Source organism: Pedobacter sp. (assembly GCF_965249885.1).
In the GTDB taxonomy this organism is placed as follows: Bacteria; Bacteroidota; Bacteroidia; order Sphingobacteriales; family Sphingobacteriaceae; genus Pedobacter.
In genome coordinates this window covers 901,755-926,825 of record NZ_OZ252254.1, presented here as the reverse complement: position 1 = coordinate 926,825, position 25,071 = coordinate 901,755, and the positions used below count along the sequence as shown (strand labels likewise).

20 protein-coding genes and 2 tRNA genes are annotated in these 25,071 nt (G+C 40.3%); 8 read left to right on the top strand and 14 right to left on the bottom strand.

Annotation, left to right across the window (positions count from 1 at the left end):
- The first annotated feature begins 26 nt into the window (after positions 1–26).
- The 3 genes from ACY2A0_RS03925 to ACY2A0_RS03915 all read left to right on the top strand — a co-directional run bounded on the left by ACY2A0_RS03925 (position 27) and on the right by ACY2A0_RS03915 (position 1,577).
- Complete coding sequence (locus ACY2A0_RS03925; RefSeq protein WP_461788265.1) at positions 27–542, top strand: RNA polymerase sigma factor; 516 nt, start codon at positions 27–29, stop codon at positions 540–542.
- A 121-nt stretch (positions 543–663) separates the two neighbouring features.
- Positions 664–1,344 (top strand): lycopene cyclase domain-containing protein, encoded by a 681-nt coding sequence (locus tag ACY2A0_RS03920; protein ID WP_461788264.1) that lies wholly within the window; start codon positions 664–666, stop codon positions 1,342–1,344.
- Positions 1,344–1,577, top strand: a complete 234-nt coding sequence (locus ACY2A0_RS03915; protein ID WP_461788263.1) for a cytochrome b5 domain-containing protein — start codon at positions 1,344–1,346, stop codon at positions 1,575–1,577. The genes ACY2A0_RS03920 and ACY2A0_RS03915 overlap by 1 nt, the downstream gene beginning before the upstream one ends.
- A 28-nt stretch (positions 1,578–1,605) precedes the next feature.
- On the opposite strand, the gene ACY2A0_RS03910 is transcribed toward ACY2A0_RS03915, so the two are convergent.
- Positions 1,606–2,352, bottom strand: coding sequence for an AAA family ATPase (locus tag ACY2A0_RS03910; protein ID WP_461788262.1), 747 nt, complete (start codon positions 2,350–2,352; stop codon positions 1,606–1,608).
- A 170-nt stretch (positions 2,353–2,522) separates the two neighbouring features.
- Positions 2,523–3,443: a PfkB family carbohydrate kinase gene (locus ACY2A0_RS03905; RefSeq protein WP_461788261.1), complete on the bottom strand. Its 921-nt coding sequence runs from the start codon at positions 3,441–3,443 to the stop codon at positions 2,523–2,525.
- A 258-nt stretch (positions 3,444–3,701) separates the two neighbouring features.
- Here ACY2A0_RS03905 and ACY2A0_RS03900 point away from each other — a divergent pair.
- The 3 genes from ACY2A0_RS03900 (at position 3,702) to ACY2A0_RS03890 (ending at position 4,708) form a co-directional block, all read left to right on the top strand.
- Positions 3,702–3,775, top strand: a tRNA-Asn gene (locus ACY2A0_RS03900).
- Between the two features lie 519 nt (positions 3,776–4,294).
- Positions 4,295–4,368, top strand: a tRNA-Asn gene (locus ACY2A0_RS03895).
- Between the two features lie 34 nt (positions 4,369–4,402).
- A complete protein-coding gene (locus ACY2A0_RS03890; protein ID WP_461788260.1) occupies positions 4,403–4,708 on the top strand; it encodes a GIY-YIG nuclease family protein in 306 nt (101 codons plus the stop codon).
- 176 nt (positions 4,709–4,884) lie between these two features.
- Here ACY2A0_RS03890 and ACY2A0_RS03885 read toward each other — a convergent pair whose 3' ends face one another.
- The 12 genes from ACY2A0_RS03885 to ACY2A0_RS03830 all read right to left on the bottom strand — a co-directional run bounded on the left by ACY2A0_RS03885 (position 4,885) and on the right by ACY2A0_RS03830 (position 22,800).
- Positions 4,885–7,101: a xanthine dehydrogenase family protein molybdopterin-binding subunit gene (locus ACY2A0_RS03885; RefSeq protein WP_461788259.1), complete on the bottom strand. Its 2,217-nt coding sequence runs from the start codon at positions 7,099–7,101 to the stop codon at positions 4,885–4,887.
- A 10-nt stretch (positions 7,102–7,111) separates the two neighbouring features.
- Complete coding sequence (locus ACY2A0_RS03880) at positions 7,112–8,089, bottom strand: FAD binding domain-containing protein (RefSeq protein WP_461788258.1); 978 nt, start codon at positions 8,087–8,089, stop codon at positions 7,112–7,114.
- Positions 8,086–8,679 carry a (2Fe-2S)-binding protein gene (locus tag ACY2A0_RS03875; RefSeq protein WP_461788257.1) on the bottom strand — a complete coding sequence of 198 codons (594 nt, stop codon included), beginning with the start codon at positions 8,677–8,679 and terminating at the stop codon, positions 8,086–8,088. Before ACY2A0_RS03875 ends, ACY2A0_RS03880 begins: the two co-directional genes overlap by 4 nt.
- Positions 8,680–9,226: 547 nt before the next feature.
- On the bottom strand, positions 9,227–10,288 hold the full coding sequence (locus ACY2A0_RS03870) for an NAD(P)-dependent alcohol dehydrogenase (protein WP_461791267.1): 1,062 nt from the start codon (positions 10,286–10,288) through the stop codon (positions 9,227–9,229).
- A gap of 123 nt (positions 10,289–10,411) precedes the next feature.
- Complete coding sequence (locus ACY2A0_RS03865) at positions 10,412–11,605, bottom strand: AGE family epimerase/isomerase (RefSeq protein ID WP_461788255.1); 1,194 nt, start codon at positions 11,603–11,605, stop codon at positions 10,412–10,414.
- A gap of 1 nt (position 11,606) precedes the next feature.
- Positions 11,607–12,827, bottom strand: a complete 1,221-nt coding sequence (locus ACY2A0_RS03860; RefSeq protein WP_461788254.1) for a glycoside hydrolase family 130 protein — start codon at positions 12,825–12,827, stop codon at positions 11,607–11,609.
- A gap of 3 nt (positions 12,828–12,830) precedes the next feature.
- Positions 12,831–14,657, bottom strand: a complete 1,827-nt coding sequence (locus ACY2A0_RS03855; protein WP_461788253.1) for a sodium:solute symporter family protein — start codon at positions 14,655–14,657, stop codon at positions 12,831–12,833.
- Positions 14,654–15,778, bottom strand: coding sequence for a glycoside hydrolase family 26 protein (locus ACY2A0_RS03850; protein WP_461788252.1), 1,125 nt, complete (start codon positions 15,776–15,778; stop codon positions 14,654–14,656). The genes ACY2A0_RS03855 and ACY2A0_RS03850 overlap by 4 nt, the downstream gene beginning before the upstream one ends.
- 11 nt (positions 15,779–15,789) lie before the next feature.
- A complete protein-coding gene (locus tag ACY2A0_RS03845) occupies positions 15,790–16,800 on the bottom strand; it encodes a phosphoglyceromutase (protein ID WP_461788251.1) in 1,011 nt (336 codons plus the stop codon).
- A 106-nt stretch (positions 16,801–16,906) separates the two neighbouring features.
- Positions 16,907–17,929, bottom strand: a complete 1,023-nt coding sequence (locus ACY2A0_RS03840; protein ID WP_461788250.1) for an IPT/TIG domain-containing protein — start codon at positions 17,927–17,929, stop codon at positions 16,907–16,909.
- A gap of 29 nt (positions 17,930–17,958) precedes the next feature.
- Complete coding sequence (locus ACY2A0_RS03835) at positions 17,959–19,608, bottom strand: RagB/SusD family nutrient uptake outer membrane protein (protein WP_461788249.1); 1,650 nt, start codon at positions 19,606–19,608, stop codon at positions 17,959–17,961.
- An 18-nt stretch (positions 19,609–19,626) separates the two neighbouring features.
- Positions 19,627–22,800 (bottom strand): SusC/RagA family TonB-linked outer membrane protein, encoded by a 3,174-nt coding sequence (locus ACY2A0_RS03830; RefSeq protein ID WP_461788248.1) that lies wholly within the window; start codon positions 22,798–22,800, stop codon positions 19,627–19,629.
- A gap of 225 nt (positions 22,801–23,025) precedes the next feature.
- On the opposite strand from ACY2A0_RS03830, the gene ACY2A0_RS03825 reads away from it, so the two are divergent.
- Positions 23,026–23,901: an AraC family transcriptional regulator gene (locus ACY2A0_RS03825; protein WP_461788247.1), complete on the top strand. Its 876-nt coding sequence runs from the start codon at positions 23,026–23,028 to the stop codon at positions 23,899–23,901.
- A 17-nt stretch (positions 23,902–23,918) separates the two neighbouring features.
- Positions 23,919–24,989 carry an SGNH/GDSL hydrolase family protein gene (locus ACY2A0_RS03820; RefSeq protein ID WP_461788246.1) on the top strand — a complete coding sequence of 357 codons (1,071 nt, stop codon included), beginning with the start codon at positions 23,919–23,921 and terminating at the stop codon, positions 24,987–24,989.
- The last annotated feature ends 82 nt before the right edge of the window (positions 24,990–25,071 follow it).

Below are 25,071 nucleotides of genomic sequence, written 5' to 3'. Positions count from 1 at the left end.
ATTAACTAAAAACTAAGAATAAGAATATGACACAGCTGCAATTTAACGAACAACTTAACGATTATTCTACCTCATTGAAATCATTTGCCTTAAATTTTACTAAAGATATGGAGGATGCGAATGATTTGGTGCAGGATACCATGCTCAAGGCCGTAACATATTATAGTAAATTCAAAGAAGGTACAAATTTAAAAGGATGGTTGTTTACCATCATGCGTAACACGTTTATTAACAACTACAGAAGGCTAGTTAAAACTAATGCTTTAATTACGCAGAGCGAAGACATTACCTATGCTAATTTGCACTACAGCGCTACAAACAACGCCGTTGAAAGCAAATTTGTGCTAAAAGATATTAACAAAGCGCTTGAATCACTTGCTCCAGAGTATTACATTCCATTTATCAAATATTTTGAGGGCTTTAAGTACCACGAAATTGCTGAAGAATTAAATATTCCAATTGGTACGGTTAAAACACGTATTCACGTAGCTAGAGGTCAACTGAAAAAATACCTTAAAAACTACGGTGCCGACAGAGGATAAGTTTAAATTTCTAATATATATAGTGAAGCCCCTACCAAAAGTTGGGGCTTTTACTTTGTCAATAACTTTAAATAGATTGAAATTAATAAATGATACTTTTGTGCATTAACTCATTAGTATCATGAAATTTTTGTTTCTGGCATTATCGCTAGCTTTTTTACTGAAGCCTTTAGGATTACAGGTTGTTAAAAAGATCTTTAACAATGCTAATTTAAAGCCCGCGTTAGGAGCAAGCTTAATTGCCACCATATTATTTTCGGCTACCGCGGCAATATTGAGTATGATTGGCGTAGTCCTTTTTGATGTGAATAGAACTGTTGGCGTTTTAATCAATGAGCTGCCTATTGAGCAGTACCTGCTTAATTTTAGTTTAAGTTTCGGAGGAATTGCGGTTTATCTTTACCTCAACGAAGTTTTTCCAAAAAATGATTTGCAGAAATATAGTTTAGCGCTAAGTAACTTGCTTATCGGATTGAGCATCGCTTTTTTATTTTTCGCTTATCCTAAATGGTTTACCATGGTTACGTTTGCTATGTTAGTATTAGCATTGTTATTAATCGAATATGTTGGCAAAATTAGGTTAATGTATTGGGCTTATCGGGCTTTTGTAGTAATGTTAATTCCTTTGCTAGTGATATACGGTATTCTATTTAATAACGGTACTATCAAAATTGCCACCAACCAATTATCTGGCATGTATTTATTTAAAACTCCAATAGAGCAATGTTTTATGTTTTTAGCGATGTTCTTAGTGAGTGTATATATGTTCGAATTTTTTAAGGCAGGGGCTGCTAAGCGATAATGGAACTTCCAATTTATACCAAATCGCAGTTAGCTTTACGTAACGGTGAGGATAAGCCCCAAATTTGGATAGCTTATAAAGGGATGATTTATGATGTTACTGACAGCAGGTTGTGGCGAAATGGAAAGCATTATGAGCATTGGGCTGGTCAGGATTTAACCGAAGAGTTAGCTGATGCGCCCCACACCGAAATGGTTTTTGAGAAATTTGAAGTTGTAGGAATTTTGAAGTAACAAGTTTCTTAATTACGCTAGTGTTAATTTAATCTTCTTTAAATAGATGCCTAAAATAAACCTGTGGATTTTCCAAAAAATTTTTGGTTAATTGGTAGTGCTCAGTTTCTGTATATTTTACTTTTTTGATGCCTTGTTCATCAAAATTGAATATGGTGGCTTTAGGGTAGCAGAGTAGCATTGGAGAATGGGTAGCGATAATGAATTGCGCCCTTCCGCTTTGTTCCAACTGATGGATCATACTCATGAAACTTAAAATTCTTGCAGGGGATAATGCAGCTTCTGGCTCATCGAGGATATAAATGCCAGCTTGGAACTGGTTGTTGAATAAAGCTAAAAACGACTCGCCATGAGATTGATGATGCAAAGACTTGCCACCATAAGCTTCGTAAAATTCATTTGGTTTAGGATCATTTTTTGCAATTTCATCAATGTAACTTGCGAAATTAAAAAAGCTTTCGGCTCGCATAAAAAAACCTTTGTTGATGATGCGTGGCGTCCAAGTCAATTGGATATATTGTGTTAATGCATTTTGGTTGCCATTAATGCCTACACCGGTGTTTAAGTTGTGATTTCTATTGCCGCCCTCCAAATTAAAGCCTATTTTTTCTGCTATGGATTCTAACAACGTTGATTTTCCCGAGCCATTTTCGCCAACAAAGAACGTAACGTTACTTGGTAAAGATAACTTAATACCATTTTTAAAAGATGGGACGTTGAATGGATAAAAATTCCCACTTGGCATAGCGCAGTTGATATTGCTTAGAAAAGGCATGCTTAAATATAACAATAACTTCTGTGGTAAGCCGGATAACAGCTGGATGTTTTTTTGCAATGACCATACAAAAATAGCCCCGGTTGTAGCGAGCATCCCGATTTTACATCGGGATAAAGCGTAAAACGGGACTATCCTTATATCGTAGCAGAATTACTGCGCTTCAAAAATTATTGGGCAATCTCGAAGCTGCTTAAATTCACAAATTGTTGTAATCGGTTATTAATTTCTTCTTGACTAAGTTCCAATAAGCGCTCTGTTCCAAATTTTTCAACGCAGAACGATGCCAATGCAGAACCGTATATTAAGGCATTTTTCATGTTGTTAAAATTGATGGTGCCAACTTTAGCTAGGTAACCAATAAATCCACCAGCGAAAGTATCGCCAGCACCAGTCGGATCAAAAACATCTGCCAGAGGGAGAGCAGGCGCAGAAAAGATTTTCTCCTCATGGAATAATAACGCACCGTGTTCACCTTTCTTGATGATCAAGTATTTTGGACCCATGGTTAAAATTTTATTAGCTGCTTTTACAAGCGAGTACTCGCCAGAAAGTTGACGGGCTTCAGAATCGTTAATGGTTAGCACATCTACCATTTTGATGGTTTCTAGCAAATCGTCCATCATAATGTCCATCCAAAAATTCATGGTGTCCATTACAATTAGCTTCGGCCTATTTTTAAGGCGTTTAATTACGGTTTGTTGGATGGCAGGGGTTAAGTTGCCTAACATTAAGTATTCGCAATCTTGGTAGCTGTCAGGAATAATAGGATCAAAGTTCTCCAATACGTTCAATTCCGTAATTAGCGTATCGCGACTATTCATGTCGTTGTGGTATTTGCCGCTCCAGAAGAAAGATTTTTCTCCTTCTTTAACTTGTAAACCTTCGGTGTCTACACCGTGCTGGTTAAGTTTTTGAATGTCTTCTTTTTTGAAATCATCGCCCACAACGGCAACAATTTTTGTTTTGTTGTACAGGTAAGAAGCTGCTAAACTAGCAAATGTAGCTGCGCCACCTACAATTTTATCTGTTTTTCCAAAAGGGGTTTCAATGGCGTCGAAAGCCACAGTACCTATGATTATCAGGCTCATATGTAATTTGTTGTATTTTTTATCTTTTTTTTCGCTACAAATATTGCATAAATAATTTAAAAGCCCTAATATTGCATTCCCAAAACGAACAAGGGTGTTCTAGTTAAAACTAACATTTGCCGCGTTTAGGGAAAGCCAGCACTCCTTCTTAGCTCAGCTGGTTAGAGTCCCGTACTTACGGGATTAATCAGAGGGTGCTAAGAGAGCGATCCAAAGGATTTTGGTGCAAAGTTTAGTGATAACCATTTAAAAAAATATTCCCGAATAGCTCAGCTGGTTAGAGCATCTGACTGTTAATCAGAGGGTCGCTGGTTCGAGCCCAGCTTCGGGAGCAAAGCCTTACATGTTAGTAAGGCTTTTTATTTGAAAAGTTAATAGCCGAAAATATTTCCGTTAAAGGAAAATTCCCGAATAGCTCAGCTGGTTAGAGTCCCGTATGTACGGGATTAATCAGAAGGTACAAAGGTATTGAGCCAAAGGATTTTTGGTTTAAGGTTTATTGATAATAAAAAATATTCCCGAATAGCTCAGCTGGTTAGAGTCCCGTATGTACGGGATTAATCAGAAGGTACAAAGGTATTGAGCCAAAGGATTTTTGGTTTAAGGTTTATTGATAATAAAAAAAATATTCCCGAATAGCTCAGCTGGTTAGAGTCCCGTATGTACGGGATTAATCAGAGGGTACAAAGGGATTGAGCCAAAGGATTTTTGGTTTAAGGTTTATTGATAATAAAAAATATTCCCGAATAGCTCAGCTGGTTAGAGTCCCGTATGTACGGGATTAATCAGAGTGTACAGAGGGATTGAGCCAAAGGATTTTTGGTTTAAGGTTTATTGATAATAAAAAATATTCCCGAATAGCTCAGCTGGTTAGAGCATCTGACTGTTAATCAGAGGGTCGCTGGTTCGAGCCCAGCTTCGGGAGCAAAGCCTCACAGTCCGTGGGGCTTTTTTGTTTGATGACATTCTACATCTACATACTTTGGTCAGAGGTTTCCGATATCTATTACGTAGGCTACACGTCCGACTATAAAAAGAGGTTGTTGGAACACAACACTAGCATTTACCATACTTTTACTTCCAAGCATAGACCGTGGTTGCTTAAGGCTGTGTTTAGCTGTGGCGATAATAAGTCGGAAGCTTTGCGCATTGAGCGTTTCATTAAACGGCAAAAGAGCAGAAAGCTGATCGAGAAATTAATTGTAGACGATGATTTTAGCGGTGAGCTAGCTCAGTTGGTTAGAGTTCCGTATCTACGGGATTAATCAGAGGGTCGCTGGGAAGTATGATTCCGATTATTCGGAAAGCCCAGCTTCGGGAGCAAAAGCCTCACAGTCCGTGAGGCTTTTTTGTTTGATGAAATTCCACATCTACATCGCTTCTTAGCAGATAGCTTTTTGAGAAACTTCCGAAATCTACGCAACTTCGTAAGTTTTGTATTTTAACCTAATAGCACCTTGTCAGGTGTAATAGGCAAATCTCTCAATCGTTTTCCTGTAGCATTGTAAATGGCATTGGCAATTGCTGCGGCTGTACCGATGATACCTACTTCTCCCAATCCTTTTGAACCTTGGGGGTTGATATTTGGATCGGGCTTATTGATAAAAGCGACCTCGATAATTGGCGCATCTGCATTTACGGGAAAGTGATAACCCGCAAAATCATTGGCAACTAAACTGGCTAGTTTTTCATCAACAAGCTGCTCCTCCATTAAAGCCATGCCAATACCGCCAACTGCTGCTCCCGACATTTGGTTGGCCGCAGCTTTTTCGCTGATGATTTTGCCGCCATCTGCAACCGTTACCATTCGTTCCAGTTTTACTTTTCCGGTTTTGACATTCACTCTCAATTTGCAAAAGTGAGCTGCTGAGGAACAAAAAGCATATTTCTGTCTTTCAGCACCCGGACCAGAACTTGCTTCTACCTCTAAAATATCTAACTTATTCTTGTCCCAGATTGAGGCATAAGATATAAATAGATTATTGGCATTTTTAAGCGAGATGCCTGTATCTGATAGTAAAATATCATTTACAGCAGCACCTTTGTAGGCATCATTTTGTGAGGCTGCATACTCAGCCAATTTTGATTTTAGCATGTCTGTAGCGGATACGACAGCGCCGCCGATAGAGGATAATCCGTTACTGCCGCCCTGACTAGGAGCAGGGGGTAGGTTTGAATTTCCCAGTTCAATTTTTATTTTGTTTTTAGCAATTCCAGTGCGCTCATGAGCTATATTTTGCATGGATATTCCTGTACCGGTACCAATATCAGTCATAGCCGTTTGTACTGTGATGGAACCATCTTTTTGCATTTGTATAGCAGCACTGGCGGTGCCTCTTCCAGCATTCCAAGCGCCAACAGCCATGCCATAACCAACACTCCAGTCGCCTTCTTTTAACTGCGATGGTGTTGATTTTCTATTGCTCCAATTAATCATTGAAGCACCTTTTTCTATACACTCATTGATGTAGTTGGTCGACCAAGGTAAACCACTTTCAGGATTTTTATCCAAGGCTAAATTTTTGATTCTTAGTGCTACAGGGTCGATATTCAGTTTGTAGCTCAACTCGTCAATAGCACTTTCTATGGCAAAATCGCCAGTACAATCCCCTGGGCCTCGCATCCAAGTAGGAGTCGATAAATTTAAAGGTACGGTGGCAGCTTCTGTTTTGAGATTGTCGAAGTTGTAAATCAGACGAGCTACACGAGTAATTCCTTCGTTGAAATTCTCGTAAACAGAAGTCCCATTTTTAGCCTGATGATGCATTCCAATGAACTTTCCATCTGCATTAGCGGCAAGTTTGATTTTTTGCCAAGCGGCAGGTCGGTAACCCACCGAATAGAACATTTGTGGTCTGGTTAACATCAGTTTTACTGGTCTGTTAAGCTGTTTAGCGGCCATTATGCATGCCAAAGTATGCGGCCAAACTCTTAATCCCGATCCAAATCCTCCGCCAACAAACTCACTGATGACTTCAATATTATCTACAGGGATAGCAAACAATTTCGAAAAAGTACGCTGCACATTATTAACTCCCTGGTTTTTATCAAATAGTTTCAACTTATCTGGCGCTTTCCACTCAGCAATAGTGGCATGCATTTCCATTGGGTTGTGCACTTCTGCTTTAACGTTATACTCTTGCTCTACAACTTGCGCTGCGCTATCCAAAGCATTCAAATTTCCACGATCTTTACCGGCAGAAGTTAAAGGTATAGCTTTGCTTGCTTCTTTAAAGTCGACCTTCGCTTCGGTTTTTTCGTAAGTGGCAGTAATTAAGGACGCCGCATAAGTTGCGTCTTCAAAAGTTTCTGCTACCACCAAAGCAATGGGCTGCCCCTTGAAATAAATCTTGTCAGTGTGGAAAACGGCAAAACCCAAGCGAGCTTCCTTTATTTTGGCCTCATCTGCCAAGCCTGGCACCAAAGGTTTATTTAAATGGGTAATGATATCAATTACACCGGCAACTTGCTTTGCGTTAGCTACATTAATATTTTTTATGGTCCCTGCGGCAATGGTACTGCCTACCAGTACAGCATGACAAAGTCCTTCGACTTTATATTCTGCCGAATACTTGCCAGCGCCAGTTACTTTTGCAACGCCTTCTACTCTACCTTCGGCTACGGTATTGAAATCAAATGGTTCGTCAAAAAATCCCATCACTTTTGTATTATGGATTTAAACATTGTTTTAATGCGGTTTCAATTGCTCCTTTTAACATCGGGATTTTGAAAGCATTGTGAGTTTGTGGTTTCAAGCCTTTAGTGGCGATATTTGCTGCGGCCTCAAAGTTTGCAGTAGTCGCTTCTTTCCCTTTTAAAAATTGCTCCGCTTCTAGCCAGCGCCAAGGTTTGTGTGCTACCCCTCCTGAGGCTAGTCGAGCTTCAACAATCCTATTCCCGTTGAGGTTTAAAGCTGCCGCTACTGAAATTAGTGCGAAAGCATAACTGTCTCTGTCGCGAAGCTTTATATAGCTGCAATTTTTTGCGAAATTATTATTGCTTAAAGCTATGGAGTGGATCAAAGCATCCGCTGGTAAGTTATTGTCTCTTTCGGGATTATTATCAGGCAGGCGATGAAAATCCTTGAAAGCAATACTTTGCGTTTTATTGGATTTGTCCGTTACTTTTACCGTTGCATCCAAAGCGGCTAATGCTACACATAAATCTGATGGATGAACAGCGATACATTGCTGACTGTACCCAACTACAGCACTCATTCTATTTTCGCCGCTTATTGCACTGCAGCCAGAACCGGGTTGACGCTTGTTGCAGTGAGTAGTGATATCGTAAAAATAAGGACATCGTGTACGCTGAAGTAGGTTGCCTCCCATCGACGCCATGTTACGTATTTGCGGAGATGCTCCGGCTAAAATAGCTTTTGAGACTAGCGGAAATTTAGCTAAAATGGTGGTGTCGGTTGCGGTAGCACTATTGCGCATCATAGCGCCAATGCTTATGCCGTTTGCCGTGTTTTCTACTTTATTGGGCAAAGCCGATGAAATATCTACCACGCTATCGGGATTTGTGATATGCTTTTTCATCAAGTCGACCAAGTTGGTGCCACCCGCAATAAACTGGGTATTACTTTTTTTCTTCGCTATGGCTTGATTTGCCGCAGTTGATTTGGAAAATAAAAATGGTCTCATTGCGCAGCTACTTTTTGAATAGATTCTACAATTCCGTTATATGCACCGCAGCGACATAAATTGCCGCTCATAAATTCTTTAATTTCAGCTACAGATTTGGTATGTCCTTCGTTTACGCAAGCTACTGCCGACATGATTTGCCCCGGTGTGCAGTAACCACATTGAAATCCATCGCATTGGATAAATGCTTCCTGCATTGGATGCAACTGGTCACCGTTGGCTAAGCCCTCAATGGTGGTAACTTCTTTTCCGGGTAGGGTAGCGGCTAAGGTTAAGCAGCTTAATACACGCTGTCCATCTACATGAACGGTACATGCACCACATTGACCATGATCGCAGCCTTTTTTTGCCCCGGTTAGGTTTAAATCTTCACGAAGCAGATCCAGTAGGGTAGTACGTGTATCCGCCTTGATGGCGTAGCTTTTTTTATTAATGGAAACCTTTAAAGGGATTTGTTCTTTTTTTGGAACGATGAAGTTTTTGACATCTTCGTAAAATGCTTTAACTCCTTTAGGAATAAAAGCTAGTGCTCCAAGTGCCGACGAGGTTTTCAGAAAAAACCTACGTGAAAAATTGTACTCCTGCTTCATAAATGACGGTTATCGTTTAAGGCAACGGATTAAATAGTGAAATTGTTTCGTTTGTTGAGGCAAAGCGTTGCGCTATCCCCAAATAAAAGTAAGAAAAATAAGTTAACAACCTTTGATTCTGTTTGTGTAATTAAACGGATACAGATAAGGGTTACAATTGCTGTTGGTTAATTTATTTGGCTAAAGCCTTTTTCTGGGCGTTTATTTTACCCTCGGCTGAAGCCGAGGGCTAGAATGGATTTTTTGCTTTACCAAAGCGGATGCAGACAAAGGGCACAATTGTTATCTATTTCGGCTAAAGCCCTTTTTCTGGGCGTTTATTTTTACCCTCGGCTAAAGCCGAGGGCTAAAAATTAGTTTTTGATTAGATAAAACCTGTAGGTTTCTTTTGATTTTTAGCCGCACTAGAGATTTTTTGCAATCCATTTTGTTGCCGTCGGTTTTAACCTTTGATTAGGTTTAGATCTAAGGAGTTCTTTTGAGCGCACAGGGGTTTTGCACAATCCATTTTATTGCCGTCGGTTTTAACCGACGGCAATAAAATAAACTAGCTGTTTTTTAAAGATGCCATATCAATCACAAAGCGGTAGCGCACATCGCTTTTAAGCATGCGCTGGTATGCCGTATTGATATCCTGCATTTTAATAATTTCGATTTCAGAAACGATTCCTTTTTCGCCGCAGAAATCTAACATCTCTTGTGTTTCGGCTATGCCACCAATTACTGAACCAGCAACAGATTTGCGACCCAAGATCATAGGAACAGTATTTAGCATATTTTCCAATGCGCCTAAATAACCTACTAAAACCAAAGTTCCACTGATATTTAATGTAGATACGTAAGGGTTTACATCGTGGTCATAAGGTACAGTATCTATGATTAGATCAAACTGACCAGCTACGGCTTTCATTTGCGCTTTGTCGGTAGAGATTACTACATGATCTGCACCTAGTGCTTTTGCATCTTCAGCTTTGTCGGGTGTCCTAGAAAACAAAGTAACATCGGCACCTAAACCTTTCGCTAATTTAATAGCCATGTGGCCTAAACCACCCAAACCAATTACGGCAACTTTGCTGCCTTCTTTTACGTTCCAATGCTTTAACGGCGACCAAGTAGTAACACCTGCACAAAGCAATGGAGCGACAGCGGCTAAATCTAAATTTTGGGGAACTGATAGTACATAATGCTCATCTACTACTACTTTCTCGGAATAACCGCCAAAAGTTTGCCCACCTAAGTGCAAATCCTGGCCATTATAAGTGCCAGTAAATCCATTCAAGCAATATTGTTCCAAATCCTGCTTACAGCTGTTGCATGTTCTGCAAGAATCAACAATACAGCCAACTGCTGCTAAATCGCCTACTTTAAATTTAGTAACATCGCTACCTACTGCGGTTACTTTACCTACAATTTCATGGCCTGGTACTGCTGGATAAACAGAGCCTCCCCAGTCGTTTCTTGCCGTATGTAAATCAGAGTGGCAAACTCCGCAGTACAAAATGTCTATTTCTACATCTTTTGGCAAAACCGCCCTTCGGTTGATGCTTATTGGAGCTAAATCCGCTTCCGGTGATGGTGTGCCGAAAGCTTTAACGGTTGTTGTTTGCATAATTATTATTTTTGTTTTGGTACAACAAAGTAAAATGTTAGATGTTGTTGCCAAAGCAAAAATTGGGTCATTTTTTTGAAAGATTTAAGGGAGCTGAGGCGATGTAGATGCGAAAAGAAATTGTTAGCTAAGCTGCTGTATCCTCTTGATCAATTCAATACAAGCTCTGCCATTGTGATAGGGACACTTCCAAAAGCCGGCTTTGTCTTCGTTGTCCATTACGTCTAGATTCTTGTCAACTCCCCAAAACCATTCGCCATTTTTAGAATCCTTAATATGGTTTTTAATGAATGCCCAAAGGTTTAATACCTTTTGTAATGTGTACTGATCTTTATTTATTTGCCAAGCGTTAAAGAAACCAACCATTGCTTCCGCCTGAGGCCACCAATGGTATTCTTCAATTAAATGATTGGTTGAGGTATCAAGTTCATAAATTAAACCTCCGTTTTTTTGTATGCCGCGAGCTGCGGCGTTAGCCATTGTCAAAGCCAAAGATCGAAATGTTTCTATTTCGTGTTCATCTCCAATTACTTCGGCTGCTTCTAGCAATAGCCAAGCTGCTTCAATATCATGGCCATAAGAAATTAGGGAAGATTTTACTTTCCAATCCATATCAAAAAATAGCTGCAAGTGGCCAGTTTCTCGACAAATGATGTGTTTTTTAAAATTGAAAAGTAATTTTTTGATGGCTGGTTTTACTGTTGCGTTCGCCGAAACGATGTAGAGATTGGCATAAGCTTCAATAACATGCAAATGCGTGTTCATCGATTTTTTATCGTTCTGGTCTTTTTCGCTCAGTCTTAAATCATCAATAGTTTGCCAATTCCTATTATGAGCCTCAATATACCCTGTGAAAATTTCATCGTAACTATGAAGCTCCAGTAAAAGATAAGTTTGTTCTGCTAATTGTAGCGCCGCAATATGCGAGCTTGCCTTGTAAAATTCCGTCAAGGCATAAATGCAAAATGCTTGTCCATACACCTGTTTCTTGGTTTCTTGAGGTTTGCCTTCTGGCGTTAACGACCAATAAAATCCGCCAAAATCCTTATCATGAAAAAAATCTACCAGATAATGATAAGCTCTTTTTGCTATAGCCAAATACTTTGGTTGATGATTCAATAAATAGGCCGAAGAGAAAGTATAAAGAATTCTGGCATTTAAAACCAGTCCTTTTGGTGCTTCAAAAGCTTCATTTTGGTTGTCGACTTTTCCGTAAAAGCCACCTAATTGGTGGTCAACGGTATGGGCTGACCACCAATCCAGTACGGAGTTAAGTTCTGTTGTTAATTCAGATTGAAGTTTATGAAGCTCCTGCATCTTAATAAGGCACCGAATGGCCGTTCAAATGTACTGTCTTATTTTGTTCTGCCAATTTTTTATTGTTATCGATGATACTGATAATCGTATCGACAGTTTTTGCTGAGCGTAACCCATCAGCTGGATTGTGCAAAACATAGTCGAGCAATTGCTCAATAGAACTTGTTGCCACGTGTATACGCGTATCTGAGGATGCATAGTAAATGTACACCGTTCCATCTTCATCAGCAATCCATCCATTGCTAAATACCACGTTGGATACATCACCAATTCTTTCGTCACCTTCTGGTGCAATAAAATAACCAGCGGGTTTATGGGTTACTTTGGTTAAATCATTCAAGTCAGTTAAAAACATGTAAAGCACATAACGTAATCCAGCTGCAGTATTTCTAACACCGTGGGCCAAATGTAACCAGCCTTTATCGGTTTTAATAGGAGCAGGGCCTTGGCCATTTTTAGCTTCGTAAACCGTGTGGTAAAGTTTTTTATCTATCACTAACTCTTCATTTACCTCGGCATTTTCGATAGTGTCCGATAAACCAAAACCAATGCCTCCGCCTTTGCCAGCTTCAATGAAACTATCTTGCGGACGAGTGTAAAATGCGTACTTGCCGTTTGCAAATTCAGGATGCAGCACTACGTTGCGTTGTTGAGGAGAGTTGGTTTTCAAATCAGCTAGGCGCTCCCAGTGGAGCAAATCCTTAGTGCGGGCAATACCACATTGCGCAATTGCTGCAGATTGGTCGCCTTCGCTAGCGCTGGGATCTCTTCTTTCAGTGCAAAATAAACCGTAAATCCATCCGTCTTCATGCGCTACCAACCTGATGTCGTAAACATTAGTATCAGGTACATCGGTTTCTGGCATTACCACAGGATAATCCCAAAACTTGAAGTTGTCGATGCCGTTTGGACTTTCTGCTATGGCGAAGAATGATTTGCGATCTATTCCTTCCACTCTGGCCATTAAAATGTATTTTCCGTTCCATTTAATTGCACCCGGGTTAAGAATAGCGTTGATGCCAAATCTCTCAATAAGATACGGATTGCTCGCCGGATTAAAATCGTAGCGCCAATTTAAAGGAATATGTTTTGCCGTTAATACGGGATTTTTGTAGCGATGATACACCCCGTTAGTTTCATCTAAAGGCGTGTTGGTTGTTGTTTGTAGTTCCTCTTGTGCTTTAAGCATTGCAGAGATGCGTTGTTTGAAATTTACTGTCATAATCTAATCTTCTAATCTATTCCACCAGGTTCTTTTTAAAATAGTCACAATAACGGCTAGGATAAGTAGTGTAAGCCATAAAGGCGAGTACATACCTGTAATTAGGTACATGGGTAGTATGGTTAAGCACAACTGTGCGATAATGCCAAGTGCCACGTTGAACATATCCAGTTTAAAGTTTTTGTTTGCTTTAAATGATGGATTTTCTTTTGCAACTAGTTGATGTATCGGTTGCCAAAATCCCCAAGGTTTTACTGTGGCATAAAATGATTTAAGCACTGCGGTATCGGTTGCCGGAGCGGTATAGGTGCCAATTAAGCAGCCCGCTAATGATAAAGCAAAAAGTAGGGGCCACCAATACAAAGGAAGCCCTGTGGTAACATAAGGCATTAACAATGCTGCGCCAACGCCAACCGTCATTCCCCAGAAAAATCCATTGGCGTTAAAGCGCCACCAATACCATTTTAAGCAGTTTGCAGCTACATAACCGCCATAAAGTCCACCCACAATCCATTGCAAAATGTTGTTGACATCCTTAGTTAAAAAACCAAATCCTATGCCTGCGGCTACTACCACCACACCAACAATGTAATTCATGGAAATGATTTTTTTAGTGGGAGCTTCGGGGTTGATGTATTTAAGATAAATATCATTAACGATATAGGCTTGAGCAGCATTTAAAGTGCCGCTGAAAGTTCCCATAAAAGCACCTAGCAAGCCAGTAAGTACCAACCCCAATACACCAATTGGTAAAAAGTTATTGATGGTAGCTGGCAATATGCGTTCAAAATCCGTCACGCCATCAGGGCCTTTTAAATAGAGCTGATTGTAGTAGAGCAAGGCCAATACGGTTAGTCCAGTTACCATAGAGTAGCGGATGGGCAACAGCACAATGCTTACGAAACCAGTCATTTTACTTGCTTCTTTCGGACTGCGAGTGCTCAATATTTTTTGCATATCGTAATTTGGGGCCGGACCTGCAAGTGAAGCAAAAACACCTTTCAGCAACATCATCATAAAAAACACTCCGAAAAGACTGAACCCATCCTCGGCTATTTTTTTATTAGCATCAGCAGCAATGGCGCTCCAATCTAAATCTAATTTCCAGCTAAAGAATGGGTTGTACCAGCCTTTTGGAACGTTGAGGGTTTGCGTTTGCAAATGCTGTACTGCAATTACGCCAATGGCAATGCAGGCCAAAGTCATGATGGCGTATTTGATTACATCGCCCAAAACTATGCTGTGCATGCCGCCAATAATAGAATAAAACATGGCGAATAACGTAAATATGATGCCGTAGAAATGGGGCACATACTTAGTGGGTACATCAAATGGAATATAGGCCTTCACATGATCCCAAGGCACAAAAACTTCAATAAATTTTCCCAAGCCAATAAATCCGTAGGCCAAAAATCCTAGGCAGCTAATTAAGGCAAATGCAATAACGATGGCATGAGAGCCATTTACACCTTTGCCGCTAAGCCCAAACCTGGTTTTGAGCCACTCGGCACCTGTAGTTGCATTGGATCTTCGTAACCACTTGGAAAGGAACATCATCATAAAAACCTGATTAAACACAGGCCACAGCCAAGGAATCCAAATGCTTTTGAAACCGTAAACGAAGCATAAGGCTACCATCCACATGGTGCCGCTGATATCGAACATGTCACTGGCATCGCTTAAACCAAGCATATACCACGGTAACTTTTTGCCACCCATGAGGTAGCTTTCTTTGTCTTGCTTGGCCTTATTTTTCATGTAAAAACCAATCATTACCATGGTAAAGAGGTACATGACCAAAATGGCGATATCTAAAAAGTGTAAGTTCATTTAGTTTGGTATATTTTTTTGCTACTTAAGCTTTTTTCAAATACTATTTTTTTGTTTTGGTAGAATTTTACAAAATCCTTTTCAGAGGCTTGACCGTTGTGTGGAGCATAATAGTGCATTTTTTGGGTTGATGGCATGTAGCCAGCATTGCGCCAAACTAATACGTAAGACAATGGGTAATCTTTGATTGCAGGCCACAAGGTTCCAGTCCACCAATCAGGGTCGGGTAGGTTTTCGAAGCCTGTTTCGGCAAAAGCTGCTAATTTTTTCTTCTCGGCAGCAAGCTTGGTTACAATGCTCGATTGGCGTTTAATCTCGTTGATAAAATCCTGCTTTTTGGCTAAGTCGAATTGATAGGTGTCAAAGCTAAGCACATCAACATAATCATCTCCGGGATAGCTTCGTAAAAAATCAGCTTCTGTTTTAAAGTCGTTGGTATTATACACCAAAATTAGCTGATTTAATTTTTTAGTCTTCCTCAGATAATCGGCGGTAAATTGCCAAATTTGCTTCATTTGCTCAGGTGTGGTAGCATGACTTCCCCACCAAAACCAGTTGCCGGTAAGTTCGTGGAAAGGCCTAAATAAAATAGGAATGACTTCACCTTTACTGCCTTTTAAGCTGTGAAGAAAAACTGCAGCTCTATCCAACCACGTTTTAAAAAGTGCATGTTTTTCGCCGCCAGGCAAAATAGATTTAACTGTATTGCGGGTAGTATCCCAAGATGAGCCGCCTGTTAGCGGATTATCAAAATGCCAGCTGATGGTAATTACAGCACCACGTTGATAGCCATCAATAATATATCTGCGCATTTTGTTAAATGGAACGCCATCGATGTTGTTGGCAGCATTGTGCTCAATTTTACTGATATCCCATCCATAAACTGCGGGATAATCATTTACCACATCTTTAATATCGCTTTTATTTGGAATGTATTTCCAACCTACGCCGTAAGCTAAATCATCCTGATGCCCAAAAAGCGTATAATTTTTGCTAAGCTGATGCAAGTTTTGATACAGCGCTTTGGTTAAGACGGTAGCATTAGGGTTGCTGAGCTGTTGTGCGTCAACTTTTAGAATAAATAAACTAAAGACGAAGGAAAGAGATAAGAGATGCTTCATAAAGTTTCGGCTTAAGGCTTGAATAGGATGGAGTTGATTGGCTTGCCAATAGTATGGCCATTTTCAAATTTAACACCTAAAAAAGCTGCTATGGTTTGCGCTAGCTGGTTTTGATACAATTGACCTTTGGTTTTGATTTCGCCCATTGCGTGGGTATCTGGCCCCATCACGGCAAGGAAAATTTCGTTAGAATGCGGTACGGTGTAGTAATGGTGTTGCCAACTGTCTTCGTTTCCTCTACCATGATCTTCCGTGATGATAAAGGTAGTTTGATCTTTATAAAATGGATCTTTCTGCATGTAATTCCACAAATCGGCAATCATCCTATCGTTGTAATTGGCCGCATCTAAATAAAAATCATATTTGCCCGAGTGTGCTAAAGCATCTGTTTCAATAAAGCTAATTTGCAATACTCGTGGATGGTGTAACTTCACATGCTCCTTAGCCAGTGCATAAGTGATCGCATCGTGTCTTTCGCCCATTCCGTAATCCTTAGGAAGCCACCACTGAAGGTCATTAAGCATTTGCTGTAAATCGCTAAGCTGCTCGCCTTTTACATTGGTGTATCCGGCATTAACGGGAAATCCCGCTCGTTCTTGATTAAGGATTTTGCTAAAAGTATCCCATGAAGTATATGTAGCTATCTTCCCTTTGAAAGCGGGCAATTGGTGTAAAAACTCCAACACATTGACATTGTGGTTGGCCGGATGTGAATTGGAATTGATTAACGTATCCGGGTAACCGGTAAATATTTCGTTGTAGCCCGGGTAGGAGAACCAAAATTTGTTGGTCACATCAACTTGGTTGCCATAGTTCCTGTTTCCATAAATCTGTCCTTTACTGGCAATCGTATTCCAGAAAAATGGCATCAGCTTAGCTCGCCTTTCTTCCGCAGTTTTTGCCCAGTATTTTTTTACTCTCCAAGTGGAGTCTTGAGAGGTGAATTTTTTACCAAAAAGGTAACTTGAATCTGCGCCATTGAACAGTTCTTTCCAGCGGTAACCATCAAATGTAATGATCACTACATTCTTAGTTTTCTGGCCAAAACTTTGGGTAATGGCCAGAAACAAAACAAGTAAACTAAGATTTATAAACCGATTAAAATTCACGAATTACTCAATTTGGTTATTAATAGAATCCAACATCGTCGATAAATATTTGCGATGCAAAACCACTAAATTCTTGGAAAGTAAGGTACTCGATTGTCGCAGGATTTCCGATGTTGATGAATGGAACTTGATAATCGGTCCATTTGCCTTCGTTCAGTACCAAATCGTACGTTCCTGCTGTTGGCGTAACGGATATTCTCACTTTCTTGCCCTGTGTACCTGGGCCTCCAAACATCGAAATTTTTACCATGCTATAACCTGCGGTAGCAAATTTGGCTACTAACCTAAATCGCACTGCGGAGAAAGCTTTATGTACAACGTTAATGGCAGTTGTGCCTCGGCGTGCATTTGTTGTGCTGGCTAAATCTAAAGAAGTAAATGAATAAGAAGTGTTTGTCCACGAATTTCTCAACGCGTCATCAAATATGGTATGTTTTAAGCCGAAAGTTTTAGTAGCTGTTACCGAACCTACTGGGGTAGTAATTACCACTTGTCCGTAAGTTCCCCCTGCAGGCACTTTTATTTTAACTTGCGTTTGAGTGCTAGATACAATGGTAGCTGCAACGCCGTTTATGGTAACACCAGTAATGCCCTTAAAGTAATTGCCATCAATGGTAATTTCGTCATCAACGTTACCTGCGCCTGGACTAAAATCAGTGATTTGCGGTCCCGGCTGTTTGATCTGGAAATTCAAAGTAGCTGTGCCATACTTAGTTGTCACCGTGATCGGGTTGTTGATCGGATCGATAAGGTTAGCAGGTATTTTCACCGTAATGCTGTTATCTTCAGCATAGGTAAGTGAATCAGCAGCTAAAGTACCGTTAAAATCCACCTTTGAGGTCGTACTCAAATTGGTTCCTTTGATGATGATCCACTCGCCATAACCGATGGATTGCAGCGGTGTCCCTCTTTCGTTGAGTGTAGTTACTGCACTTAAGGTAGGCGGAGCGGTGTTTTCCGAGCTATCTTTTTTGCAAGCTCCGAGAATCAATGTCGCTAGCATAACTAAGCCAACTCCAATGTTTTTGTTTATCATTCTCATATCAATCAATATTTAAATGTTTGATGAAATTACCAACCAAAGTTGTTGCCTTTGATGGCGGTATTTGAATTCAGTTCGTTTAATGGAATAGGAAGTAATAAATTCTTCTGCTGACGTACTTTGGAAATGTTGTTTTGTCCAGTGCCAATTTTATTCATTACTTGAAGATAAATTCCCCAACGCATTAAATCAAAGCGTCTAACTCCTTCCAAGTTAAATTCTCTGGCTCTTTCCGCTAGTACATAGCTACGGAACTGCTCGGGCGTCATGCCAGCTGGAGCATAAGCCTCAGGAACAGGTGCTGCTGGAGTTCCAGTAGTTGGAAATGAACGGAATCTTACTGTGTTCAGTGCATTATAAGCTGCGGTGGTAGGCCCATTAACTTCGTTTTCTGCTTCTGCATACATTAAAAATAGTTCCGCATAGCGAAGCATAGGATAAAACGCATCGCTATTAGCTACTGATGGATCAGAAACTCCACTAAATTTAATGGTGTAGGCTCTTTCGGCAGTAGTGCTTCCCGTGTTGTTGTAAGTAATGCCGCCTACCACTTTATATTGCGCCGATTGCCATGATGGATAAAAGATGTACGTGCCTTGTAAAGTTTGGTAGTTGTGCGTAATGCCATCCAGCACACGCTTGTCCTGTACATCGTAATCGTTGTAGTGGTTGTTGGTTGTCCATACTGCACCCTGTCCAAAGGTAGAGCGAGCTGAAAAATATACGCCTAAGTTGTTGATGAAAGCACTTCCAGCAAGCGATTGCAGTTGCCACATGTGCTCTTTAGAATTTCTGCCGGCAATACTCCATAAGTCTTTCCAGTTAGCAGTTAATGCGTAAAGGTTGTCGCTGATTACTTCGCCCGCTTTGTCTCTAGCTAAAGTGTAATACGCCTTGGCGTCTAATCCTTCTAATCCTTTCACCACATCTTTGGTATAAGTGTAGTAGCCATTATCGGTTCCGCCACGTACAGTTACATTACCTGTAGATGCGCCCGAAGCCATAGTTAAATAAGTTTTAGCCAAAAATGCTTTAGCTACACCTTGGTTTACCCTTCCAGGTTCTCCAGCTTTAGCATTGCCATAAGGGAGCAGGTTTTGCTCTGCAGCTTTAAAATCTGCGATTACTACATCGTAAGTTTCTTTTACTGTAGCTCTCGGTATATTTGTTTCGGGGTTGTTTGCAGATAACGATTTAAGTTTAATTGGTACGCCGCCATAAAGTTGCACCAATTGAAAGTAGGCCCAGCCACGTAAAAAATAAGCTTCACCTAATATCCTTTTCTTGATATCTGGATCAATAGCTGTAATGTTTACTACATTTTCCAGTACGGTGTTTGCTCTGGCAATGATAGTATAGCAGCCTACCCAAGGACCATCGATACCCCAATAGCCCTGCGGGTTACCTGCACCAGTGGTTCCTAAAAACCAGTCGGCGCCGGATACATGGTCATCATCTAGCATGGTGATGTTCCAAAATGGTTGTAAGTATAAATCGTAAGTGTAAAGCTCGGCATATACCCCATTAATTGCCGCTTTCGCATCACTTTCATTTCTATAGAAATTTTCAGGTGAGTAAAAAGAAAATGGTTTTTCATCGAGCGCTTTTTTGCAAGAACTAGTGCTTAATAAAGCCAGTCCTACAATTGAAGCCATAAAATATGTTGAAATTGCTTTCATGAGATTACTTTATTAAAGTTAAAAATTGCAACGTAGCGATAAATTATACGTTCTTGAATTTGGATAGCCTCCTAAATCTACCCCGAATAGGGCAGGATTGTCGCCATAGCTATTAATTTCGGGATCGTATCCAGTGTATTTAGTGAAGGTTAGTAAGTTGTTTGCACCAACGGATACCCTCAAGTTGGAAATGGTTTTTGATTTAAGTGGAACGTTGTAGCCAAGCGTTACATTTTTTACTCTTACAAAACTGCCATCTTCGATAAATCTCCTAGAAAATAATAAGTTTCTAAAGAACTGACGCATAATTTTTGGGCCTGTAGCGTTAGTGTTGTCCTGTCCCTGTGCCCAAGCGCCATCTGCCATTTCTTGCGTAATATTTTTATTGGTACCTAGGTTGGCGTTAAATCGGGTATTCATGTTAATGATATCGTTGCCCTGTACGCCGTTTACAAAAATGCTCAAATCAAAACGTTTATATTTGAAGTTGTTGGTAAACCCAAAGGTGTAATCAGGGTTAACATCACCGATGAACGTTCTATCGCCTTGGCCAATCGTAGTAGGGTCGTTGTCCAGGTTTTTGTACTTAATTTCACCAATGGTACGCAAGATAATCGCATTGCCTTGGTTAGTGTACTGAGGATCGTTGCGTACTTCGGCCTCATTATCATAATAACCATTTTCAATGTAGCCATACAAAGCACCAATTGGCTTGCCTACCGTTTGTATAAAAGGAGCATCCCCGGTAGAGATATTACGACCGTACTGTTCCGTGACATTTGGTCCTAAGCTCAAAATCTTATTTCGGTTAAAGGCAATGTTGAAATTGGAAGTCCATTCAAAGTCTTTAGCTTTCAACACCGTTCCGTTTAAAGTTACTTCTAATCCTTTGTTTTGGATTGAGCCAGAGTTTACCAGCTGCGTTCTAAATCCTGTTGATGACGGGATGATCAAATTCTGTAAAAGGTCATCGGTGATCTTTTTGTAAAGCTCCACATGCAAGTTTAGTCTGTTTTTGAACATGCCCAAGTCTAAACCTAAGTTATAGGCGCTTGTGGTTTCCCATTTCAACTTTTCGTTTGCAGGACCTGCAAATAAATCGTTAGCTAAACCAGTTTGTACTGCACCACCAAAAACATAATTGTAAACGCTCAGTTTTGCTAACGATGCGTAGGAGCCAATACCTTGGTTACCTGTTTTACCATAGCTAAAGCGTAATTTCAAATCGCTGATAGCTTTCGTGTTCTTCATGAAATCTTCGTTGGAGATTTTCCAGGCAACCGCTGCTGAAGGGAATCCCGCCCATTTATTGTCTTTACCGAACTTGCTTGAACCGTCTTGACGGAACGATACGGTAAGTAAATAGCGTTCATCGAAATTATAGTTTACCCTTGCCAAAAACGACATTAAGGTAGATTGGTAGCGATTGGTTACCACTGGCATAATTACCTCGCCAGCGGCCAAGTTTTCGTTTTGCAACGCATCGTTAGGAAAGGTTTTCGCTTCAGCTCTTTTGCTTTGTCCGTTGGTGCGCTCATAAGTTCCGGCTGCAAAGGCATTGATGTTATGCCTGTCAAATTTCTTGGTATAGCTTAAAATGCTTTCGGAAGTCGCATTGCTCCAGATGTTATCTGCTTTTAATCCCCATCCTTTCATTGCAAAACCTTCGTACACACTACGAGGATAGTATTGGTCTCTTGCACTGTTGGAGTAGTTAAAGCCAATATTTTGTCTGAATTTGAAATCTTTTAAAAAGGTAGCTTCAACATAGTTGGATGAAAAAATATTCAGTCCTTTTACTTTGTTTAAAACATCATTTACATAGATGTAAGGGTTGGTGATAAATGCATCACCCACACCGTCATAAGCAATTGGATCAGAAATGGTAGAAGGGAAGGTAATTGCCGAACGGATAATTCCCGCACTTGCAGCATCTGATTTGTCGGTTCCTGTTTTTACGCCATCGGTATTGGTGCTAGCAAATGAGGTACTGGTACCAACTTTAAAAGTTTTACTTACATTTCTTGACAAGTTAAGCCCTAGCCCAAACCTATTGTAGGCGGAGTTCATTACCGTTCCTTGCTGATCTAAATAGTTGAATGAGATGCTGTGGTTGCCAGCGTCGCTCCCTCCTGATATGTTAAGCGAATAGTTTTGGTACAAGCCAGTGCGGAAAATTCTGTCTTGCCAATTGTTGGTGTCGCCAATGAAATCTTGCGGACTTTTATTGTAGTACGTTTGTCCGGGCCTATCCGGATCTGGAATGGTTTCACCGCGGTAAGGCAACGTGTAGTTTGTTCCAGTGTAGATGTTCGAATTACGGTAAGCTAAATTTTGGTAAGCAGCATATTCCGATGGGTCAAGCACATCTATTCTTTTGGAAACCTGCGCTGATCCAACATTTAAATTAGCTTCGATTTTATCTTTGCCACTTCGTCCTTTTCTGGTTGTTATTAACACTACCCCGTTAGCGCCGCGTGAGCCGTAGATGGCTGTCGCCGAAGCATCTTTTAAAATGTCAATGCTTTCAATATCATTAGGGTTGATGAACGACATGGCGTTTAACGTCTGTTTTTCGTCTTCGCCAATTGACATAGGTGTAGAGCCAGTGCTAGAGTTGTTGAATGGAATACCATCAATAACGTAAAGGGGCTCGGTGCCACCTAAAAAGGAGTTGGAACCCCTAACGCGGATACTTAGTCCGGCTCCGGGAGCACCATCGTTTTGAGTAACGTTAACGCCTGCAATTTTACCTTGCATAGCTTGCAGGATGTTGGTAGGTGCATCTCTTGTAAATTCCTCACGTTCAATTCTGGCTACTGATCCAGTCAAGTCGCTCTTTTTTATGGTGCCATAACCTACAATCACCACATCTGATAATGTAGTTGCATTTGGTCTTAACCTCACGTTGAAAATAGTTTGCGTGCCAATGGCAAATTCTTGTGGCTCCATACCTAAAAATGAAAATACAATCACCTTTGCATTTGCCGGCACGGTAATAGTAAAGTTTCCATTCTGATCGGTAATGGCTGAGGGCTTAGCATTTTTAACGCTAACGGAAGCGCCAGCTAAAGGGCTTCCGCTCTCGTTTACTATTTTGCCTGATAGCTTTTTTTCTTGGGCAAAACATAGCGTGGTAGCGAATGTCCATACAAGTACTGCCAATAAAATACAGTTTAGTTTATTAAGCATATTGAGTTATTTGGTTGATGTCAAAAGTAGTGTCTCTTTGTTCTCTTAAAGTAATACTATTTTATCTTTTTGTTGTATTTTTAATTCAATAAAGTTGGTCTGTTTGCTTTAATGTAAAGTTAAGTAGTTGTAAATGGCTTTTTTATTGGGATATGGCATTGGTATGTTTTATATTTGCTGATGGTACTATTTTATCAAAAATGTTGATATTATATTGTTAACGCTATGCATTTGAATATTATTAAAGAAATTACCCCCCTTACTAATGGCGATTGCTTCACCATTTTTGAGCGTAGAAAAAAAGACTTTGATTTTCCCCTGCACTACCACGAAGAGATGGAACTGAACTTCATCTCTAACGCTGCGGGTGCACGTAGAGTAGTTGGCGATCATATCGAGGAAATAGGGGATACGGAGTTGGTGCTTATTGGATCAAACCTACCGCATGTTTGGGAAACTCACAAGCTTAATGGAAAGGAAATTCATGAAGTGACGATTCAGTTTCACAAAGATCTTTTCGATGAAAAATTTTTAAAACGAAACCAATTGAGGTTGGTTAGAGAAATGTTTGAAAAGGCGAAGTGCGGCATTTTATTTTCTAGCGATACGGCAAAAGTGATTGGGCCAAGATTGGTAAGCTTAAATAAGCAGCACGGTTTTGACTCTGTGCTGGAGCTCATGTCTATTCTGCATGACCTGTCCACTTCACGTCAAATGCGTACGCTTTCTGATTCAACTTTTAGTCAGGCGGAATTTTCCTACACAAGCAGGCGTGTTGAAAAGGTAATGGAATACATTAACCTTAACTTTGATAAGCAGGTATCTCTCTCGGAGGTTGCCCGTATTGCCAACATGACAGAGGTGTCTTTCAGTAGATTCTTTAAAACCAGAACCGGCGTGAGCTTTATAGATAGCTTAATAGAAATTCGCCTTGGGCATGCTTCACGTAAGCTTATCGATACCAATGAAACGGTGTCGGAAGTAGCTTACAACTGTGGTTTCAATAACATCTCCAATTTCAACAGAATCTTCAAAAAGAAAAAAGGCTGTACCCCTAAAGAATTCAGGGAGAATCTTTCCGGTCATCGTGTATTTGTCTAAATCAACCAAAACAACAAATGAAAAAATTATTGCTTCTAATTTTAGTGTCGAGTCTGGCCTCATCTTGCTTTGCTAAAGTCAACCAATTTTTTAAGGCCAACCATCCTTTTATCCAATATACTGGTAGGGTTGATTTCTCTAATAATTTAAAACCTAAGTTTTGGGCCTCAGGTGCTTATGTTGAAATTAAATTTAAAGGGAGCTATTTTGCTCTGAAAATCAACGATGAAATGCTGTGGGGCAATATTCTTAACTATTTAGAAATCAAAATCGATGATCAGCCAGCTTACAGGATCAGACTTTCGGGCAAGGAAAATGAAGTAGTGCTTGGTAAAAATCTATCGAATGGGGTGCATCGTGTACTAATTTGCAAGAATTCAGAAGCCGAGAATGGTTATGTGGAGATTGTAGGTTTTACATGTGCTGCATTGCTTAAGCCAGACCCAAAGCCAGTGAGAAAAATGGAGTTCATTGGTGATTCCATCACTTGTGGTGCGGGTAGCGATGAAAGTGAAGTGAAATGTGGAGCGCCCGTTTCGTCTTGGCACGATCAGCACAACGCCTATTTCGCCTATGGTCCCACAACGGCACGCAGTTTAAACGCACAATGGTATCTTACTTCGGTTTCTGGTATTGGGTTAATGCACAGCTGTTGCGAAAAAAAGATTGTGATGCCGCAAGTTTTCGCTAAAACCAACTTTGCAAAAGATACTATTGCTTGGGATTTTAAACGGTACCAACCTGATGTGGTGACGGTTTGCTTGGGGCAAAATGATGGCGTTCAAGATTCTGTGAAGTTTACCGATGCTTATGTAAAATTTGCGAAAGAACTGCGCCTGCACTACCCTAAAGCGAAGTTGGTTTTATTAAGCAGTCCAATGGCCAATGCGAAATTGAAAGGCGTGCTGATTAATTACATTAGCGCAGTCATCGGTCGTCTTAAAGCTCAAGGAGATACAAATATTGGTAGTTATTTCTTTACTCAGCAAGCACGTAGTGGCTGCGGTAGTCACCCTTCGTTGGCAGAGCATCAGCAAATTGCAGCGGAATTAACGGCTTACTTGAGGAAGGAAATGAATTGGAAGTAGATTTTGACTTTACTTTTTTCTAGTAAGTATGAGGTCAAAAATAGCAAACAACTTGGTTTATAAGCGGTTTAAATATTAGCTT

Excerpts from the sequence above, each read along its gene's own strand:
- ACY2A0_RS03890 (WP_461788260.1), top strand. The coding sequence starts at position 4,403 with ATGACATTCTACATCTACATACTTTGGTCAGAGGTTTCCGATATCTAT.
- ACY2A0_RS03870 (WP_461791267.1), bottom strand. The coding sequence starts at position 10,288 with ATGCAAACAACAACCGTTAAAGCTTTCGGCACACCATCACCGGAAGCG.
- ACY2A0_RS03850 (WP_461788252.1), bottom strand. The coding sequence starts at position 15,778 with ATGAAGCATCTCTTATCTCTTTCCTTCGTCTTTAGTTTATTTATTCTA.
- ACY2A0_RS03925 (WP_461788265.1), top strand. The coding sequence starts at position 27 with ATGACACAGCTGCAATTTAACGAACAACTTAACGATTATTCTACCTCA.
- ACY2A0_RS03840 (WP_461788250.1), bottom strand. The coding sequence starts at position 17,929 with ATGAGAATGATAAACAAAAACATTGGAGTTGGCTTAGTTATGCTAGCG.
- ACY2A0_RS03835 (WP_461788249.1), bottom strand. The coding sequence starts at position 19,608 with ATGAAAGCAATTTCAACATATTTTATGGCTTCAATTGTAGGACTGGCT.
- ACY2A0_RS03920 (WP_461788264.1), top strand. The coding sequence starts at position 664 with ATGAAATTTTTGTTTCTGGCATTATCGCTAGCTTTTTTACTGAAGCCT.
- ACY2A0_RS03860 (WP_461788254.1), bottom strand. The coding sequence starts at position 12,827 with ATGACAGTAAATTTCAAACAACGCATCTCTGCAATGCTTAAAGCACAA.
- ACY2A0_RS03875 (WP_461788257.1), bottom strand. The coding sequence starts at position 8,679 with ATGAAGCAGGAGTACAATTTTTCACGTAGGTTTTTTCTGAAAACCTCG.
- ACY2A0_RS03910 (WP_461788262.1), bottom strand. The coding sequence starts at position 2,352 with ATGCCTTTTCTAAGCAATATCAACTGCGCTATGCCAAGTGGGAATTTT.
- ACY2A0_RS03865 (WP_461788255.1), bottom strand. The coding sequence starts at position 11,605 with ATGCAGGAGCTTCATAAACTTCAATCTGAATTAACAACAGAACTTAAC.
- ACY2A0_RS03855 (WP_461788253.1), bottom strand. The coding sequence starts at position 14,657 with ATGAACTTACACTTTTTAGATATCGCCATTTTGGTCATGTACCTCTTT.
- ACY2A0_RS03825 (WP_461788247.1), top strand. The coding sequence starts at position 23,026 with ATGCATTTGAATATTATTAAAGAAATTACCCCCCTTACTAATGGCGAT.
- ACY2A0_RS03820 (WP_461788246.1), top strand. The coding sequence starts at position 23,919 with ATGAAAAAATTATTGCTTCTAATTTTAGTGTCGAGTCTGGCCTCATCT.
- ACY2A0_RS03915 (WP_461788263.1), top strand. The coding sequence starts at position 1,344 with ATGGAACTTCCAATTTATACCAAATCGCAGTTAGCTTTACGTAACGGT.
- ACY2A0_RS03905 (WP_461788261.1), bottom strand. The coding sequence starts at position 3,443 with ATGAGCCTGATAATCATAGGTACTGTGGCTTTCGACGCCATTGAAACC.
- ACY2A0_RS03830 (WP_461788248.1), bottom strand. The coding sequence starts at position 22,800 with ATGCTTAATAAACTAAACTGTATTTTATTGGCAGTACTTGTATGGACA.
- ACY2A0_RS03885 (WP_461788259.1), bottom strand. The coding sequence starts at position 7,101 with ATGGGATTTTTTGACGAACCATTTGATTTCAATACCGTAGCCGAAGGT.
- ACY2A0_RS03880 (WP_461788258.1), bottom strand. The coding sequence starts at position 8,089 with ATGAGACCATTTTTATTTTCCAAATCAACTGCGGCAAATCAAGCCATA.